A 15,490-nucleotide genomic window follows, 5' to 3' on the forward strand; every position below is an offset into this window, starting at 1 on the left:
ATACGCCGTTGACCCTTGACCGGATCAGCCAGAGCGCTAGCCAGAGCACTGATGTCTGCTCAAAGAGAGGCCACGCCATGACAGCCCCCCGTCCCGCACGCTCCGTGATTGATCTGATTGGCCATACGCCGCTGGTACGCCTCAACGCCGCCAGTGATGCAACGGGCTGCGAAATCCTTGGCAAGGCCGAATTTCTCAATCCCGGCGGTTCGGTGAAGGACCGCGCCGCGCTCGGTATTGTGCGCGCAGCCGAAAAGAGCGGCGCGCTGAAACCCGGCGGCACCATTGTGGAAGGCACGGCAGGCAATACCGGCATCGGGCTTGCCATGGTGGCTTCGGCGCTGGGATACCGCACGGTGATCGTGTTTCCGCGTACCCAGTCGAGGGAGAAGCGCGACGCGATCCTGCTGGCGGGGGCAGAGCTGATCGAGGTGGATGCCGTCCCTTACGCCAATCCCAATCATTATGCGCGCTATTCCGGTACGCTGGCCGAAGAGTTGAACGCCAGCGAGCCCAATGGTGCCATCTGGGCCAACCAGTTCGATAATGTCGCCAACCGGCAGGCCCATTTTGACACGACGGGCCCGGAAATCTGGGAGCAGACCGGCGGGAAGATTGATGGCTTTGCCGCTGCCGTCGGCTCTGGCGGCACGCTGGCCGGTGTCGGCATGTATCTCAAATCCAAGAGCGACAAGGTGCAGATTGCGCTGGCAGACCCCGGCGGCGCGGCGCTTTACGGCTATTACGCGCATGGAGAGCTGAAAGCGGAAGGCAATTCCATCACTGAAGGCATCGGCCAGAGCCGCATCACCGCCAATCTGGAAGGCGCGCCGGTCGATCACGCCTTCCGCATTCCCGATGAGGAAGCGCTGGAAATCCTCTACGCGCTGATCCGCGATGAGGGGCTGTGCCTTGGCGGCTCTGCAGGCATCAATATCGCCGGTGCCATCCGCCTTGCCCGCAAGCTGGGGCCGGGCCACACCATCGTGACCATTCTGTGCGATCACGGCGCGCGCTATCAGTCCAAGCTCTACAACCCGGAATTTCTAAAAGAGAAGGGTTTGCCGGTCCCGCCTTGGGTGAGAAATTAACGGAACGGCGGGGCATACATCAGCCCGCCCTCATTCCACTGTGCGTTAAGGCCCCGGCGCAAATTCAGGCCGGACGCCGTGCCGAGATGACGCTCGAACAATTCGCCATAATTGCCGCCTGCCTCGATGGCCCGCAGCGCGAATTCCGCATCGAGGAACAGGCCCTCGGCCAGCGGACCTTCCGCGCCCAGCAGGCGGCGGATTTCGGCATTGCCGCCATTTTCGGCCATTTCGGCCGCATTGGCGGCCGTCACGCCATACTCCTCGGCCGCAATGAGGGCATGGAGCACCCAGCGCACGGCATCCGCGAATTTCTGGTCGCGTGAGGCGACGACCGCGCTCAGAGGCTCCTTCGAGATCACATCCGGAAGGATCAGGTGCGCATCCGGTTCAGACAGCGTCATGCGCATGCCGGCAAGGCCGGACAGGTCATTGCTCAGCGCATCGCACTGGCCGCGCCCATAGGCGGTTATCCCGGCTCGGACCGTCGCCACTTCCACCAGCTGGAAGGTCAGCTCATGGGTCTGGGCGTAATCAACGAGGTTCAACGCTGTGGTGGTGTTGCGCAAAACACAGATGCGCGCGCCGTCCAGTTCCCGCGCACTGGTGACGCCAAGATCGCGCGGCACCAGAAAGCCCTGCCCGTCATAATAATAGACGCCTGCGAACGAGAAATTTTCCTGCGCATCGCGGCTCAGCGTCCAGGTCGTATTGCGCAGAAGGATGTCGACCTCGCCCGCCGACAGCGCGTCCAGCCTCTCCTGTGTGGTCAGCGGCACAAGCTGCATACGCTCCGGGCTGCCGAGGAAAGCGGCCGCATAGGCGCGGCACAGATCGACCTCGAAACCGTTCCAGTTGCCCTCTTCATCCTGCCGGGCAAAGCCCTGAAGCCCGGTATCGACGCCGCATCGCAGCGTGCCGCGCTCCCTCAACTCATACATCTGCGTGCCAAGCTCGGCGGTCTGGCTTTGCGATACGGTAAAGCCCAGCGCAAAGGCCGTTGCAGCGCGCGCGAGGCGGCGCGGCATGAGAAAGTCGAAGAAAGCTGTTGGCGTCATGGTGCGGTCCGCCCTAAAGGCTGACAGACTATGGGTTTAGCGAAGAGGAGCGTCGGCGTCGATATGAAACGCGATACGCGCATCATCCATTCAGGGCGCAGCGATGAGGGTGACGGTCTCGTCAATCCGGCAATCAAGCGCGCCTCCACCGTGCTGGCTCCTTCCACGTCAGAGCTGTATGAACCCACAGGCTCGCGGCGGCATTATGGCCGTGGCGGCATCGCTCCCAACAGGGAACTTCGTGACGCGATTCGCGGCCTTTATGATGCGGACCACTGCGCGCTGGCCCCATCAGGTCTGGCGTCTGTCGTGCTGGCGATCCGCACAGCGCTCAAAGCTCCGGGAGAGGCCCTGATAAGCGACGGTACGTACGGGCCTGTGCGCCGGTTCTGCGACGAGGAACTGCCCCGGCTAGGCGTGAAGCCGGTCTATTATGATCCGCGCATCGGGGCCGGGATCGCGTCGCTCATTAACGCAAATACCGCCCTTATCGCACTGGAATCGCCGAGCTCTCTCACATTCGAACTTCAGGACGTGCCAGCCATCGCCCAAGCCGCGAAGGCAGCCGGTGTTCCCACGGTGATCGATGACACGTGGACGGCGGGCGTGCTGATGAACCCGCTGGAATTGGGCATCGACTATGCCGCGCAAGCCCTGACCAAATATGTCGGCGGGCATTCCGATTTCCTGATGGGATCAGTTACGGCCAGAGGCGAGGCGGCGAAGACGCTTGCCGACCGCGAGAAGCTGTATGGCCTGCATGTCTCGCCCGATGATGCGTTTCTGGCACTGCGGGGGCTGCGCACCCTGCCCTTGCGGCTGGAACGCGCGGAATCTGCATCGCTGGAGATCGCCCGGCGGCTGGAGGCGCACCCCAAGGTCAGCCGCGTCCTGCACCCCGCTTTGCCCTCACACCCGGACCACGCGCTGTACAGCCGTGACTTCTCAGGCGCAGCCGGATGCTTCTCCTTCGTGCTGAAAGGGATCAGCGCCCGCGAGGGCGAAGCCATCGTCGACCGGCTCAAACTCTTCGGGATCGGGTTTTCCTGGGGCGGCTATGAAAGCCTTGCCCTGTCTTGCGACCGGCAGATAAAGCGCACCGCCGTGCCTTGGAAGGCCGAAGGCGCGCTTTTACGCCTGTCCATCGGGCTGGAGGACATAGAAGACCTCTGGGCCGATCTGGAGCAGGCGCTGGCGAGTATCTGACCATACGGAAAAATGGTCGGAGCGGCGGGATTCGAACCCACGACCCCTTGTCCCCCAGACAAGTGCGCTACCGGGCTGCGCTACGCTCCGACTCTTCATCTTCCTTCGCAAGGGGTGTGGAGCGAAGGAGCGGTCTTATAGGCTGGTGGTTACGGCGTTGGCAACACGGCTTTCCAGCCTTGGCTAACCACGCGCAGCAAGCGCGGAATCGAGACGGGATTTAGCCCGTTCCACCTTCGCCAGAACGGCTTGCAAGGCCGGGACCGAACCGGCGCCCGCTGAAGCACTGCTTCCTGCCGCCGCCGCTGGCATTGCTGGGCCTTCGCCAGAACTGTCAGGCAGTGGTGTCACCACTTCACCGCCCTCACCCAGCGCCGCAACCGCCGCCACGCCATTATCGCGCAGATATTTCTGCACGCCCTTGATCGTGTAGCCTTCAGCATAAAGCAGACGCCGCAGCCCCTTGAGCAGGGTCACGTCCTGCGGCCGGTAGAGCCTGCGCCCGCCCTTGTGCTTGACGGGTTTCAGCTGGGCGAACTTGGTCTCCCAGAAGCGCAATACGTGCGTGGGAAGGTCCACCTCGGCGGCGGCCTCCGAAATGGTCCGGTATGCATCAGCGGACTTGGTCATACGGGCGCTGTCCTATTTCGACAGGGCAGTATCAATGCGTTCTTTCAGAACCTGTGAAGGCTTGAAAACAAGCACCCGGCGCGGATCGATCGGCACTTCCTCGCCGGTTTTGGGATTGCGGCCGACCCGGCCATTCTTGTCGCGCAGCTGGAATGAGCCGAAGGAGGACAGCTTCACCGTCTCCCCCTTCACCAGCGTGTCGGAAATCATGTCGAGCACGGCCTCTACCAGCTGCGCCGATTCCTGGCGCGAGACGCCAATATCCCGGTGGATGGCATCAGCCAGATCCGCGCGGGTAAGTGTCTTGCCCGTCATTGCAAACTCCCCGGATTGAATTCGATAACAAACGTTATGCCCTAGCGGGCGCGGCGGTCAATGTTAACCATACGTTTACGGTCAATATCTCGCTAAGGCCGCACCCCATGTAAACCCGCCGCCCAGTGCTTCCATCAGCACCAGGTCGCCGCGCTTGATCCGCCCGTCCTTTACCGCCGTGTCAAACGCCAGCGGTATCGAGGCTGCGGACGTGTTGCCATGCCGGCCGACGGTGGAGATGACTTTCTCCACCGGAATGGACAGGCGCTTGGCCACGCCTTCGAGAATGCGCTGATTGGCCTGGTGAGGCACAAACCAGTCAATCTCGCTGATCGGAATGCCGGCCAGTTCTGACAGCTCCTCCATCGAACCGGCAATCTTGCCGACCGCGTGACGGAAAACCTGATTGCCCTGCATCCGCAGATGGCCAACGGTTTTGGTGCGGGACGGCCCGCCATCCACATAAAGCAGGTCACAATACTGCCCGTCAGAACGCAGATGGGTCTTGATCAGCCCTTCGCCCTCGCTGGCCGACGACAGCACCATCGCCCCTGCCCCGTCGCCGAAGAGCACGCATGTCGTCCGGTCGGTCCAGTCGAGTATGCGCGAGAAAGTCTCGGCGCCGATGACCAGCGCATTCTTCGCCTGTCCGGCCTTGATGAAATTATCCGCCGTGGCCAGCGCATAGAGGAAGCCTGAACATACTGCCTGAATGTCAAAGGCAGCGCCCTGGCGGATACCCAGCTTTTCCTGCACCATGGTGGCCGTCGCCGGGAATGTCAGGTCCGGCGTGGCGGTTGCCAGCACGATCAGATCGATCTCGCCCGCATCCATTCCGGCATGAGCCAGGGCCGCACGCGAAGCGTGGGTGGCAAGATCAGACGTGAATTCATCATCTGCCGCGATATGGCGCTGACTGATGCCGGTGCGTTCGCGAATCCATTCGTCACTGGTCTCGACAAAGCGCGCCATGTCCGCGTTCAACATGACGTGTTCTGGCAGGTAGGTGCCAATGCCGGCGATACGGGATCTGATTGCGGTCACGCGCTCTCCTGCTGCCCTTCGGGCGCTTGTTCCGTTGCGAGACGTTCCTGCGCCGCCTCTAGCAATCCCAGGTTCTTCTCGATTTCATTCAAGAAGGCACTGTCGGCCATTTCCAGTGCGATACGCAGCGCAGTGGCAAATCCGGCAGCGTTCGTGCCGCCATGGCTTTTGACCACCACACCATTGAGCCCCAGAAACACGCCGCCATTGACGTTATTCGGGTCCATTCGCGCCCGCAGCTGGTCCAGCGCGCCGAGCTGCAGGAGGCTGGCAGCAATTTTGGCGATGATGGAGCTGGTCAGCGCCTCGCGCATCCAGCCGGCTACCAGGCGGGCCGTGCCTTCAGCGGTTTTCAGGGCGACATTGCCGGTAAAGCCGTCCGTTACAACGACATCGGTTGTGCCAAGCGAGATGTCGTCGCCCTCGACATAGCCGCGATAATTCATGTCGAGGCCAGCGGCGCGGATCAGGGCGTCGGCATCGCGTACGACATCATTACCTTTAAGCTCTTCCTGGCCGACATTGAGCAGCCCGACAGTCGGGCGCTCCTGGCGATGGACCGCGCGGTGGAAGGCCTCGCCCATGATCGCGAACTCAACCAGCTGGGCTGGCGTACATTCCACATTCGCGCCAACATCGAGAACGGTAGAGAAGCCTTTCGGCACGGGCCAGCTCGCCGCTATCGCCGGACGATGGACACCCGCCTTCATACGCAGGCACACCTTCGAAATTGCCATCAGGGCGCCGGTATTGCCGGCCGAAACCGCCACTTGCGCATCGCCATCACGCACGGCCTGAACCGCATTCCACATCGAGGAGCCCCGCGAGCGCCGAACGGCCTCTGACGGCTTGGCCGACATATCAACCTGGCTGTCGGAGTGGCGTATCTCGCTTATCCCCGCCAGCTCCGGGTGCGCTTCGATCAACGGACCCAGCTGAGCCTCGTCTCCATGGAACAGCAGGCGCACTTTCCTGCGCCGTCCTTTCAGGAAGACTGCCGCGCCGTCAACGACGATGCCCGGCGCATGATCGCCGCCCATGGCATCGAGGGAAAGTACCAGCTCTGAATTCATAAAGGGATCCGGAAACGTAAATCCTGTCCCGCGCCGGTTCCAAAATCGGTCCCGCCCGGAGCGAAGGCCCGCAACTTACCGATTGACCGCTCCGATGCAACATCGCCGCTCGGCTGCTAGGCGGCTGCCAGCGCCCCCAGGCGCCCTTCGAGCAGCTGATCTGCCGGCATGGACCGGATCTGCTGGTCTGCCGCAATCGCATGACGCGACAGCGCTTCGGCGGCGGCATCATGCTCCGGCGCGTCGTCGAACAGATTGCGCCACAGCACGGCTTTCAACTGCCCCGCATCTCCGGCCTTGAGCGCGGCATCATACGCGGCTGCCCGTCCATAGAACGCTTCTGCCATGGACTTGATCTTCTTGCCGACACTCATATCGCCAATACCCATCTCCCGGAGCGCTGCGTCCATATCGTCGAAGAGGCGGCCAAAGAGCGCCTGGGCCAGCTTTTGCCCGCCCTCGCCCTCCTCGCGCAGCCGGCGCATCACCAGGGCTGCGTGCAGCACGATCATGTCGAATCGTCCGTCGACTGTGTCTGGCACGCCAAGCTCCGCGTAGAGGCGCGGGGCGCGGGCTTCGGCCAGAATGGCCTCGTACAGCGCGCTGGCGCGGGCCTTTACAGGATCGGCACGGAACAGATTCAGCGGAAATCGCATTTGGCACTCCCTGACGGCGGGACTAGACGCTAGGATGCGCGACAGGTAGGTCAAAAGGCTGACGCGCGCCAGTAGGCGCGTGGACGCACCTGCAGGTGAGGCGATGGAGGCCAGAACGCGAATGAACCGCAAATCCATGCAAATGCTGACTGTCGCAGGCGTGGCGCTCGGCGCAATGGTCCTTACAGCCTGCAACCCGACCCTGCGCACGCACGGTTATCGCTACACCGATGGCGAAGTGCCGGAAATTCAGGTGGGCGAAGATACCGAAGCGACGCTTCTGGCAACGCTCGGCAGTCCGTCGGTACGCGGCACGTTTGAGGAAAACACCTGGTACTACATCACCGATACACGCGAATACCTCGCCTATCTGCGCCCGAACACGCTGGCGCGCCGGGTGATCGCCGTGCGTTTTGATGACGACGGTACGGTAGCTGAAGTAAACGAGTACGACGCGTCGGATTCCCGCCAGGTCAATTATGTCGCGCGCACCACACCGACACGTGGCCGCGAGCTGACACTTCTGGAACAGGTGCTAGGCAATGTCGGCCGGCTGCCGACCGATCAGATTTCCGGTCAGGACAATTTGCCTGGCGGTGCTGGTGGCCCGCGCCGGAACGACTAGTCACCCTGCCCGGCGCTCCAAACGCGCCATCGCGATCTTCACGCACACAAAAAAGCCCCGGCATTACTGCCGGGGCTTTTCTTTATACCTGTGATGCCTGGCGTCAGGCGGCGCCTGCCAGAACAGCCAGCAGGAGCAAGGCCACGATATTGGTGATCTTGATCATCGGGTTCACGGCAGGGCCTGCCGTGTCCTTGTAGGGATCACCCACCGTATCGCCGGTCACGGCAGCCTTGTGAGCCTCAGAGCCCTTGCCGCCATGATTGCCGTCCTCGATATACTTTTTGGCGTTGTCCCAGGCACCACCGCCCGAAGTCATCGAGATGGCCACGAACAGGCCGGTCACGATCACACCGAGAAGCATCGCACCCACAGCGGCCAGCGCATGCGCCTTGCCGGCTTCATTGAAGCCAAGCTCCGCCCCGCCAACGAACCAGATCACGAAGAACAGCACGATCGGCGAGAGCACCGGAAGCAGTGAGGGCACGATCATTTCGCGGATCGCAGCCTTGGTGAGCATGTCCACCGCACGGCCATAGTCCGGCTTGGTCTCGAAGGTCATGATGCCCGGATTTTCGCGGAACTGGCGGCGCACCTCATGCACCACCGCTTCGGCTGCCCGGCCCACGGCCATCATCGACATGCCGCCGAACAGGAAGGGCAGCAGACCGCCAAAGAACAGGCCGACGACCACGTAGGGGTTGGACAGCGCGAAATCGACCGCCACACCGGCGAAGAACGGATACTCGGCCGGGTTGGCGGCAAAATAGCTCAGATCTTCGGTGAAGGCGGCAAACAGCACCAGCGCGCCGAGGCCTGCCGAACCGATGGCATAGCCCTTGGTGACGGCTTTGGTCGTGTTGCCGACTGCGTCGAGCGTATCGGTGGTTTCACGTACAGATGCGTCGAGATCGGCCATTTCCGCGATACCGCCCGCATTGTCGGTCACCGGACCGAACGCATCGAGCGCGACCACCATGCCCGCCAGCGCCAGCATCGTCGTCACGGCAATGGCGATACCAAACAGGCCCGCCAGATTGAAAGTAACCAGAATGCCGACAATGATCGTCAGCGCGGGCAGAGCGGTGGATTCCAGCGAAACCGCGAGGCCCTGGATCACGTTCGTGCCGTGACCGGATTCAGAGGCCTTGGCCACCGACTTCACCGGGCGGAAGTCCACGCCGGTATAGTATTCGGTGATCCACACGATCGCGCCGGTGACCAGAAGACCGGCAACGCCGCACAGGAACAGGTCGAGGCCATTGAAGCTCACACCGCCAGCAGTGGTGATCTCGGTATCGAAACCGATCAGCGACCAGGTCACGACGCCCACGCCGACAAGGGCGAGAACCGCCGAGGCGATGAATCCCTTGTAAAGCGCACCCATAACATTGCGCGAGCCTTTGGAAAGGCGCACGAAATAGGTGGCGATGATGGAGGCAATGATGCACACGCCGCCAATGGCGAGCGGGTAGATCATCATCGTATCGACGCCGATATCGCCTGCCAGGCCGCGGAAGAAGATCGAGGCGAGCACCATGGTGGCGACAACGGTCACCGCATAGGTCTCGAACAGGTCAGCGGCCATGCCCGCACAGTCGCCGACATTGTCACCGACATTGTCTGCAATGGTCGCGGCATTGCGGGGATCATCCTCCGGGATGCCCGCCTCCACCTTGCCGACCATGTCACCGCCGACATCTGCGCCTTTGGTGAAGATACCGCCGCCAAGACGGGCGAAGATCGAAATGAGGGACGCACCAAACCCCAGTGCGACGAGCGAGTCGATCACCGTGCGGCTGACCGGCTCAAAGCCCATCACTGTTGTCAGAAGGAAGTAATAGACCACCACCGACAGCAGGGCGAGGCCAGCAACCAGCATGCCCGTCACCGCGCCAGACTTGAACGCCATGGAGAGCCCTGCAGCCAGGCCCGTCCGCGAAGCCTCGGTCGTGCGCACATTGGCACGGACCGAAACCAGCATGCCGATAAAACCGGCCACACCGGACAGGATCGCCCCGATCAGGAAGCCGACAGCGACCTGCCAGCCGAGCAGGAAGAATACGGCAACGAAAACCACCGCACCGACCATCGCAATGGTGGTGTATTGGCGCTTCAGATAGGCATTTGCGCCTTCCTGGATCGCCTTGGCGATTTCCTGCATGCGTTCATTGCCCGCGCTGGCGGACAGGATGGAGCGGACTGTTACCGCGCCGTAGATCAGGGCCAGTATACCGGCCGCAATGACCAGCCATAGCCACAGCTCAATGCTCATAATTGGTTCCCCGTTTTGTTTCTTGTTTTTTAAGGGGGAATGGCCGCTTGACCGGCAGGCACAACGAATCGTGCTGCCTGCAGCCCCTCCCATTGACCCGCGGACTATGCCTAATGGGGTGAAGCGGCGCAATCAGTGTTGGTTTCAAACCCTAGCCGGGTCTGGACGCCGGGGATTAGCGATAGCGGCGCTGCAGCTGGATGCCCGCTGCCAGCGGTTCAAGCTCGCTGACAACCCCCGCGCCCAGCCGGGCATCAAGTGCCCGGTCCCAGTGCTCATACGTGTCGCCGGTTGAAAAGTCATCTCGCGACACAAGGGTGAAGGGGTGGGCATAGGCCAGACCAACAAGATCGTGCATCACGAAGTGAAGCTGCCGGCGGATTTCTGGAATGCTCGCTTCGTCGGCGAGATGCAGCCTGACGCTCAGAAATGAATACCCCGCCAGCCGGCCGTTATGGACCAGCGGAACGGTGATGGCGGGCAGGTCAAAATGCGGGGTCTCAGGCGGCGCAAGCCGCTCCCCGGCCTGCATCGCCAGATCGCGAAGATCATTGGGCACCACCAGCACGGACGTCTCTGCCTGCGCGGGCGGAGGCGCCGCCAGCGCCGTGGGCGCGGCCAGCAGGATCAGGGCAAGGAGGACAGCGAGGCGTTTCATGGCCTCACCCTACCCGTTCACCCGTCAAAAATGCGTGAATCCACCGGCCCCATGCTCGATCGGCGTGCCGCCGGAAACGACCGTCACCGTATCGCCAGAGCTGAACGCGCCCAGGACGGTCGCCCGCAGGCCTGCCTTGCGCAGCTCGGCGGTAAATGTGTCGACCCGCGCCTGCGGCACGGCGCACGCCAGCTCGTAATCATCGCCGAAGCTTGCCAGCGCCAGCCGTGCGGCCTGTGTGTCGTCCTGATTGTCCAGCCAGCGATGCGCCGCCTCCGATAGCGGCAACACATCAAGATCAATCTCCAGGGACAGACCGCTTGACGTGGCCAGATGGCCGCTGTCGGCGATAAGGCCGTCGCTGACATCTATGGCCGCATGCGCATGGGCATGCAGCGCATCGGCCAGCGCGAGGCGTGGCATCGGGAGCTGAAGACGCTCCAGCAGATGGGCCCGGTCATCGGCCGATGGCTGGTACTCTTTCGTTTCGACCTTAAGGCCGAGGCAGGCATCGCCGATCGTGCCGGTTACGACCAGACAATCTCCGGGCTTTGCGCCCGAACGGGTTATGGCCTTGCCAGCAGGCACCTCGCCGAATGCGGTCACGGCAATGACCCAGGGGCCCTTCGCCGACGTGGTGTCGCCGCCTATCAGGGTGATCGCAAATGCCTCCTGATCCACCGCCAGCCCGTCGGCAAATCCGCCCCGCAGCGCGTCAGTCGCGCCGGCTGGCCAGACGATATTGGTCATATACGCAACAGGCCGGGCGCCCATCGCCGCAAGATCCGACAGGTTCACACGCAACGCCTTGCGGGCTGCAAGCGCCGGGTCGGTGCCTTCAGGGAAATGGCGCCCCTCCACCAGCGTGTCGGCAGTGATGACCAGTTCCCGCCCCGACCGCACCGAGAGCAGCGCAGCATCGTCTTTCAGCTCAAGTGCGCCCTTGAAGCCCGCGGCCAGTGGTGCAAGGCGGTCCTTTATATATCCGAACTCGCCGTTCTCACTCATCAGCTCTCCGGCGCGGCGTCAGCGGCGGGGCGGGCTGCCCGGGCGAACGCATCCAGCGACGCGTTGATGAAAGCCGGTTCCGGCCCCTCGAAAAAGGCATGCGCGATGTCGACATACTCGTTGATGACCACGCGGGTCGGGACGTCGGTCCGGCGCAGCAGCTCATACCCACCTGCCCGCAGTATCGCCCGTACGGTGGCATCCAGACGCGACAGTTTCCAGCCCTCTTTCAGGGTAGAGGCCGTCAGCTTGTCGACATCATCCTGCGCCCGCACGACGCCGGAGAGCAGGTCTTCAAAGAAGTCCTCATCGGCCTCGATGAACTCACCCGGTTCGCCATCATGGCCAAAGCGGTGGTCGCGGAACTGTTTGACGACGGCGCGCGCGCCCGTGCCCGACAGCTCCATCTGATACAGCGCCTGCACAGCAGAGAGACGCGCCGAACGGCGAAGGCGGGCACGCGTATCGGAAGGCGTTTCCGTCATCTAGCGGGACCCGAAACGCTGGGCATTGGCGATCATCGCAAGTGCTGCCTCGGCGGCGTCCTTGCCCTTGTTCTTTTCGCTGACATGGGCGCGCACGCGCGCCTGACGGATATTCTCGACCGTGAGAATGCCATAGCCCAGCGGAACACCCTTCAGGGACAGATCCATCAGCCCGCGCGCGGACTCGCCGCACACATAATCATAGTGGCTGGTTTCGCCGCGGATCACACACCCAAGCGCCACATAGCCGTCATAGGGCTGCTTGCCGGCTTCGGCCATGGCGATCACGCCGGGAATCTCGAACGCGCCGGGCACTTCGATGATCTCGAACTCAGCGCCCGCTTCGGTCAGCGCGGCCGTCGCACCCTCCACCAGCTGCTCGGTAATATCCTCGTAGAACGGGGCCGCAATGATGAGAAGTTTCGGTCTAGCGGCCATCACGGCCTCCTTCTGGACAGGTCTGTTTCAACTAAGCTCGCGCTGGCTGGTGATTTCAAGGCCGTAGCCATCCAGCGCAACAATGGTCTGAGGCGTTGTCGTAAGCAGCTCCATGCGGCGAACGCCCAGATCAATCAGGATCTGCGCGCCCAGCCCGTATTCGCGCAGACGCCGCGCCTCGCGTGTGTCGGGCGGGTCGGACGGGCTGGCGCCAAAACGTTCCGTGATGGCAGACGGGTTGGTCTCGCGGATGAATACCATCACAGCAGGCCCGTCATGCGCCGCGAGCTCGGCAATGGCGTGCTCGACCAGCCCTGCCCGCCCGCCAAGCGCGCCCAGCACATCATCAGCAAAGCTGACCTTGTGCATGCGCACCAGCGGGGCATTGCCGGGCCGTATATCACCCTTCACCAGAGCGACATGCTCTACCGCATCCACAAGCGAGCGGTAGACAATCAGGCGGAAAGGCCCGCCATGGCGTGTCTCAACACTGGTTTCGAGGCGGCGCTCGATAAAACGGTCGTGCTGGCGCCGATAGGCGATCAGATCTGCAATCGTGCCGATCTTGAGATTATGGGCGGCGGCAAACCCCACCAGCTCCGGCAGTCGGGCCATCGTCCCGTCTTCGTTCATGATCTCACAGATCACGCCGGACGGGTTGGCACCGGCAAGGCGGGCAACATCCACCGCGGCTTCGGTATGGCCCGCCCGCACCAGCACGCCGCCATCGCGCGCCGTGATGGGAAATATGTGGCCGGGACTGACAATGTCTTCAGGCCCGGTCACCGGATCGATGGCAACAGCAACCGTGCGCGCGCGGTCGTGGGCGGAGATCCCTGTTGTGATCCCTTCGCGCGCTTCGATGGATACCGTGAAAGCGGTCGTGTGGCGCGAGCGGTTGCGCGGCGTCATGGGCTGCAGGTGCAGCGCCTCGGCGCGTTCACGCGTCAGCGTCAGGCAGATCAGGCCCCGCCCGTGCTTGGTCATGAAGTTGATCGCGTCAGGCGTCGCAAACTGGGCCGGGATGACAAGATCGCCTTCATTCTCGCGATCTTCAGCGTCGACAAGAATGAACATCCGGCCGTTGCGGGCTTCTTCGATAATTTCCTCGGCAGAGGCGAGGTTGAACCCGTTTGCTGACATCACTTCACGTCCTTCGCGCCGGTCATTGCGGCAAGGCGCGCGGCGTAGCGCGCCATGATGTCCACCTCAAGGTTCACCCGCATGCCCGGCTGCAGGCGCGAGAGCGTGGTAACAGCCGCCGTATGGGGAATAATCATCAGATCGAAGGCTGTCCCAGACACGCCATTGACGGTCAGCGAGACCCCGTCAACCGCAATCGAGCCCTTCTCGGCGATAAAGGGGGCAAGCTCAGCGGGCGCCTCAACCGTCAGCGCCATCCAGCCATCAGTGTCGGTGCGGGCCCTCACGGTGCCTACGCCATCAACATGGCCCTGGACAATGTGTCCGCCCAGCTCGTCACCGACTTTGAGCGGGCGTTCCAGATTCATGCGCGAACCGGGCGTCCATTCGCCCAGCGTCGTCCGGCGGAGCGTTTCGGGTGACACCTCGACCTGATAGAGCGCGCCAGACTTGTCCGGCTCGATAGCGGTCACGGTCAGGCATACGCCGTCATGGGCGATGGAGGCGCCCAGCACCAGCTCGGCGGCGGGCCACGGCCCGCGCACCGTAAAACGGCGCACCGGCCCGTCTTCGAGAGCGGTCAGCTCGCCGACGGCAGTGACTATTCCGGTGAACATGGGTTGGTGCCTGCCGTCAGTTGCCTTCGCGCTCATAGCTTTCATGCAGGTCGCGTCCGATGACGCGAACCGATGTGCGCCGGAATTGGGGTGCGCTGGCCAGATTGCCAAGCCCAAGCGCTGCAAACACGTCCATGCCGTCCCCGCCAATGATCATCGGCGCACGGAACCATTCCAGCCGGTGAACCAGGCCGGCTTTCAGCGCTGACGCTGCCAGCCTGCCACCCGCCTCGATCAACACGCGCGAATGCCCTGCAGAGCCGAGATAACGCAAGGCAGCGCGCAGATCAGCGTGCCCGTCAGCGCCCGTCTCGACGCGCACCAGGCGCGCACCCTTCGCGCTGAGGGCCTTGGCCCGGGCTTCATCATCAGACCCATGGAAAATTATGGCGGGCCCTTCCTCGAAAAGCTTCGCGCCGGGCAGAATGCGAAGACGGGTATCGAGAACCGCCCTCTCCGGCTGATCAGCCGCTTTCACGCCGCCAGGACGCACCGTCAGGCGCGGATCGTCTGCCAGCACCGTACCGATCCCTGTCATGATGACGTCATAGCGTGCGCGCAGAGCGTGAACTGCGTCGCGCGCTTCCGATCCGGTGATCCATTGTGACTGGCCGGTCGACGTGGCGATCTTCCCGTCCAGCGAGGTCGCCAGTTTCAGCGTTACATGAACAAATCCAGCCATTATGCCTCGTCCTCGCCCTCACCTAGCTCGTCGCCAAGCTTTTCACCGCGGATGAACTCTGAAAAATCTGCCACTTCACGAAAATCGCGATACACCGACGCGTAGCGCACATAGGCAACCGGATCGAGATTGCGCAGCCCCTCCATGACGAGCTCGCCTATCCGCCGCGACGGAATATCCGGCTCGCCGCTGCTTTCCAGGCGCCGGATAATGCCCGAAATCATCTGCTCGATACGCTCGCGGTCAATCGAGCTCTTGCGCGCAGCCAGCAGCACCGAGCGCATCAGCTTGTCGCGCTCAAAGGGCACGCGCTTGCCGTCCGATTTTATGACCTGAAGGTCACGCAACTGCACCCGCTCAAACGTGGTGAAACGCGCGCCGCAGGACGGGCATTGCCGCCGCCTGCGGATAGCCTGCCCGTCTTCCGAAGGACGGGAGTCCTTTACCTGCGTATCAGGATGGGAGCAGAACGGGCAGCGCAACGGC

General features: G+C 62.8%; 18 protein-coding genes and 1 tRNA gene. 3 read left to right on the forward strand and 16 right to left on the reverse strand.

All coding sequences use genetic code 11. The features are described from left to right. Positions 1-77 precede the first annotated feature (77 nt). Positions 78-1,091, forward strand: a complete 1,014-nt coding sequence (locus tag X907_RS08140; protein ID WP_127566920.1) for a cysteine synthase A — start codon at positions 78-80, stop codon at positions 1,089-1,091. Here X907_RS08140 and X907_RS08145 read toward each other — a convergent pair. Further along, positions 1,088-2,149 (reverse strand): amino acid ABC transporter substrate-binding protein, encoded by a 1,062-nt coding sequence (locus X907_RS08145; protein ID WP_127566922.1) that lies wholly within the window; start codon positions 2,147-2,149, stop codon positions 1,088-1,090. The two genes, X907_RS08140 and X907_RS08145, sit on opposite strands and share 4 nt — an antisense overlap. A 63-nt stretch (positions 2,150-2,212) precedes the next feature. Here X907_RS08145 and metC point away from each other — a divergent pair, with 63 nt between their 5' ends. Further along, positions 2,213-3,355: a cystathionine beta-lyase gene (gene metC, locus X907_RS08150; RefSeq protein ID WP_127566924.1), complete on the forward strand. Its 1,143-nt coding sequence runs from the start codon at positions 2,213-2,215 to the stop codon at positions 3,353-3,355. Between the two features lie 13 nt (positions 3,356-3,368). Here the strand turns inward: metC and X907_RS08155 are convergent. The 6 genes from X907_RS08155 to X907_RS08180 form a co-directional block, all read right to left on the reverse strand. Next, positions 3,369-3,445, reverse strand: a tRNA-Pro gene (locus X907_RS08155). 93 nt (positions 3,446-3,538) lie between these two features. Then, positions 3,539-3,985: a MerR family transcriptional regulator gene (locus X907_RS08160; protein ID WP_127566926.1), complete on the reverse strand. Its 447-nt coding sequence runs from the start codon at positions 3,983-3,985 to the stop codon at positions 3,539-3,541. Positions 3,986-3,997: 12 nt separating this feature from the next. Next, a complete protein-coding gene (locus X907_RS08165; RefSeq protein ID WP_127566928.1) occupies positions 3,998-4,300 on the reverse strand; it encodes an integration host factor subunit alpha in 303 nt (100 codons plus the stop codon). A gap of 81 nt (positions 4,301-4,381) precedes the next feature. Next, positions 4,382-5,344 carry a beta-ketoacyl-ACP synthase III gene (locus tag X907_RS08170; RefSeq protein ID WP_127566930.1) on the reverse strand — a complete coding sequence of 321 codons (963 nt, stop codon included), beginning with the start codon at positions 5,342-5,344 and terminating at the stop codon, positions 4,382-4,384. Next, the gene (gene plsX / locus X907_RS08175) at positions 5,341-6,417 is read right to left on the reverse strand and encodes a phosphate acyltransferase PlsX (protein ID WP_127566932.1); all 1,077 of its coding nucleotides are present in this window, start codon (positions 6,415-6,417) and stop codon (positions 5,341-5,343) included. The genes X907_RS08170 and plsX overlap by 4 nt, the downstream gene beginning before the upstream one ends. A 116-nt stretch (positions 6,418-6,533) precedes the next feature. After that, the gene (locus X907_RS08180; RefSeq protein ID WP_127566934.1) at positions 6,534-7,073 is read right to left on the reverse strand and encodes a ubiquinol-cytochrome C chaperone family protein; all 540 of its coding nucleotides are present in this window, start codon (positions 7,071-7,073) and stop codon (positions 6,534-6,536) included. A gap of 121 nt (positions 7,074-7,194) precedes the next feature. On the opposite strand from X907_RS08180, the gene X907_RS08185 reads away from it, so the two are divergent. Further along, on the forward strand, positions 7,195-7,698 hold the full coding sequence (locus X907_RS08185; protein ID WP_127566936.1) for an outer membrane protein assembly factor BamE: 504 nt from the start codon (positions 7,195-7,197) through the stop codon (positions 7,696-7,698). Between the two features lie 103 nt (positions 7,699-7,801). On the opposite strand, the gene X907_RS08190 is transcribed toward X907_RS08185, so the two are convergent. The 9 genes from X907_RS08190 to nrdR form a co-directional block, all read right to left on the reverse strand. After that, positions 7,802-9,973 (reverse strand): sodium-translocating pyrophosphatase, encoded by a 2,172-nt coding sequence (locus X907_RS08190; protein WP_127566938.1) that lies wholly within the window; start codon positions 9,971-9,973, stop codon positions 7,802-7,804. Positions 9,974-10,148: 175 nt separating this feature from the next. Further along, complete coding sequence (locus tag X907_RS08195; RefSeq protein ID WP_127566940.1) at positions 10,149-10,631, reverse strand: hypothetical protein; 483 nt, start codon at positions 10,629-10,631, stop codon at positions 10,149-10,151. A 24-nt stretch (positions 10,632-10,655) separates the two neighbouring features. Continuing rightward, positions 10,656-11,639, reverse strand: a complete 984-nt coding sequence (gene thiL, locus X907_RS08200) for a thiamine-phosphate kinase (RefSeq protein WP_127566942.1) — start codon at positions 11,637-11,639, stop codon at positions 10,656-10,658. Then, positions 11,639-12,124, reverse strand: a complete 486-nt coding sequence (gene nusB / locus X907_RS08205; RefSeq protein ID WP_127566944.1) for a transcription antitermination factor NusB — start codon at positions 12,122-12,124, stop codon at positions 11,639-11,641. Before nusB ends, thiL begins: the two co-directional genes overlap by 1 nt. Then, entirely contained in the window at positions 12,125-12,562 is a 438-nt protein-coding gene (locus X907_RS08210; protein ID WP_127566946.1) for a 6,7-dimethyl-8-ribityllumazine synthase, read from the reverse strand. Positions 12,563-12,589: 27 nt separating this feature from the next. Continuing rightward, the gene (gene ribB, locus X907_RS08215) at positions 12,590-13,705 is read right to left on the reverse strand and encodes a 3,4-dihydroxy-2-butanone-4-phosphate synthase (RefSeq protein ID WP_127566948.1); all 1,116 of its coding nucleotides are present in this window, start codon (positions 13,703-13,705) and stop codon (positions 12,590-12,592) included. Next, positions 13,705-14,322 carry a riboflavin synthase gene (locus X907_RS08220; RefSeq protein ID WP_127566950.1) on the reverse strand — a complete coding sequence of 206 codons (618 nt, stop codon included), beginning with the start codon at positions 14,320-14,322 and terminating at the stop codon, positions 13,705-13,707. Before X907_RS08220 ends, ribB begins: the two co-directional genes overlap by 1 nt. A gap of 16 nt (positions 14,323-14,338) precedes the next feature. After that, positions 14,339-15,004, reverse strand: coding sequence for a RibD family protein (locus X907_RS08225; RefSeq protein ID WP_127566952.1), 666 nt, complete (start codon positions 15,002-15,004; stop codon positions 14,339-14,341). Next, positions 15,004-15,486, reverse strand: coding sequence for a transcriptional regulator NrdR (nrdR, locus tag X907_RS08230; RefSeq protein ID WP_127566954.1), 483 nt, complete (start codon positions 15,484-15,486; stop codon positions 15,004-15,006). The genes X907_RS08225 and nrdR overlap by 1 nt, the downstream gene beginning before the upstream one ends. Positions 15,487-15,490: the final 4 nt, after the last annotated feature.

The sequence above is a fragment of the Glycocaulis alkaliphilus genome (genome assembly GCF_004000605.1).
Taxonomy (GTDB): domain Bacteria; phylum Pseudomonadota; class Alphaproteobacteria; order Caulobacterales; family Maricaulaceae; genus Glycocaulis; species Glycocaulis alkaliphilus.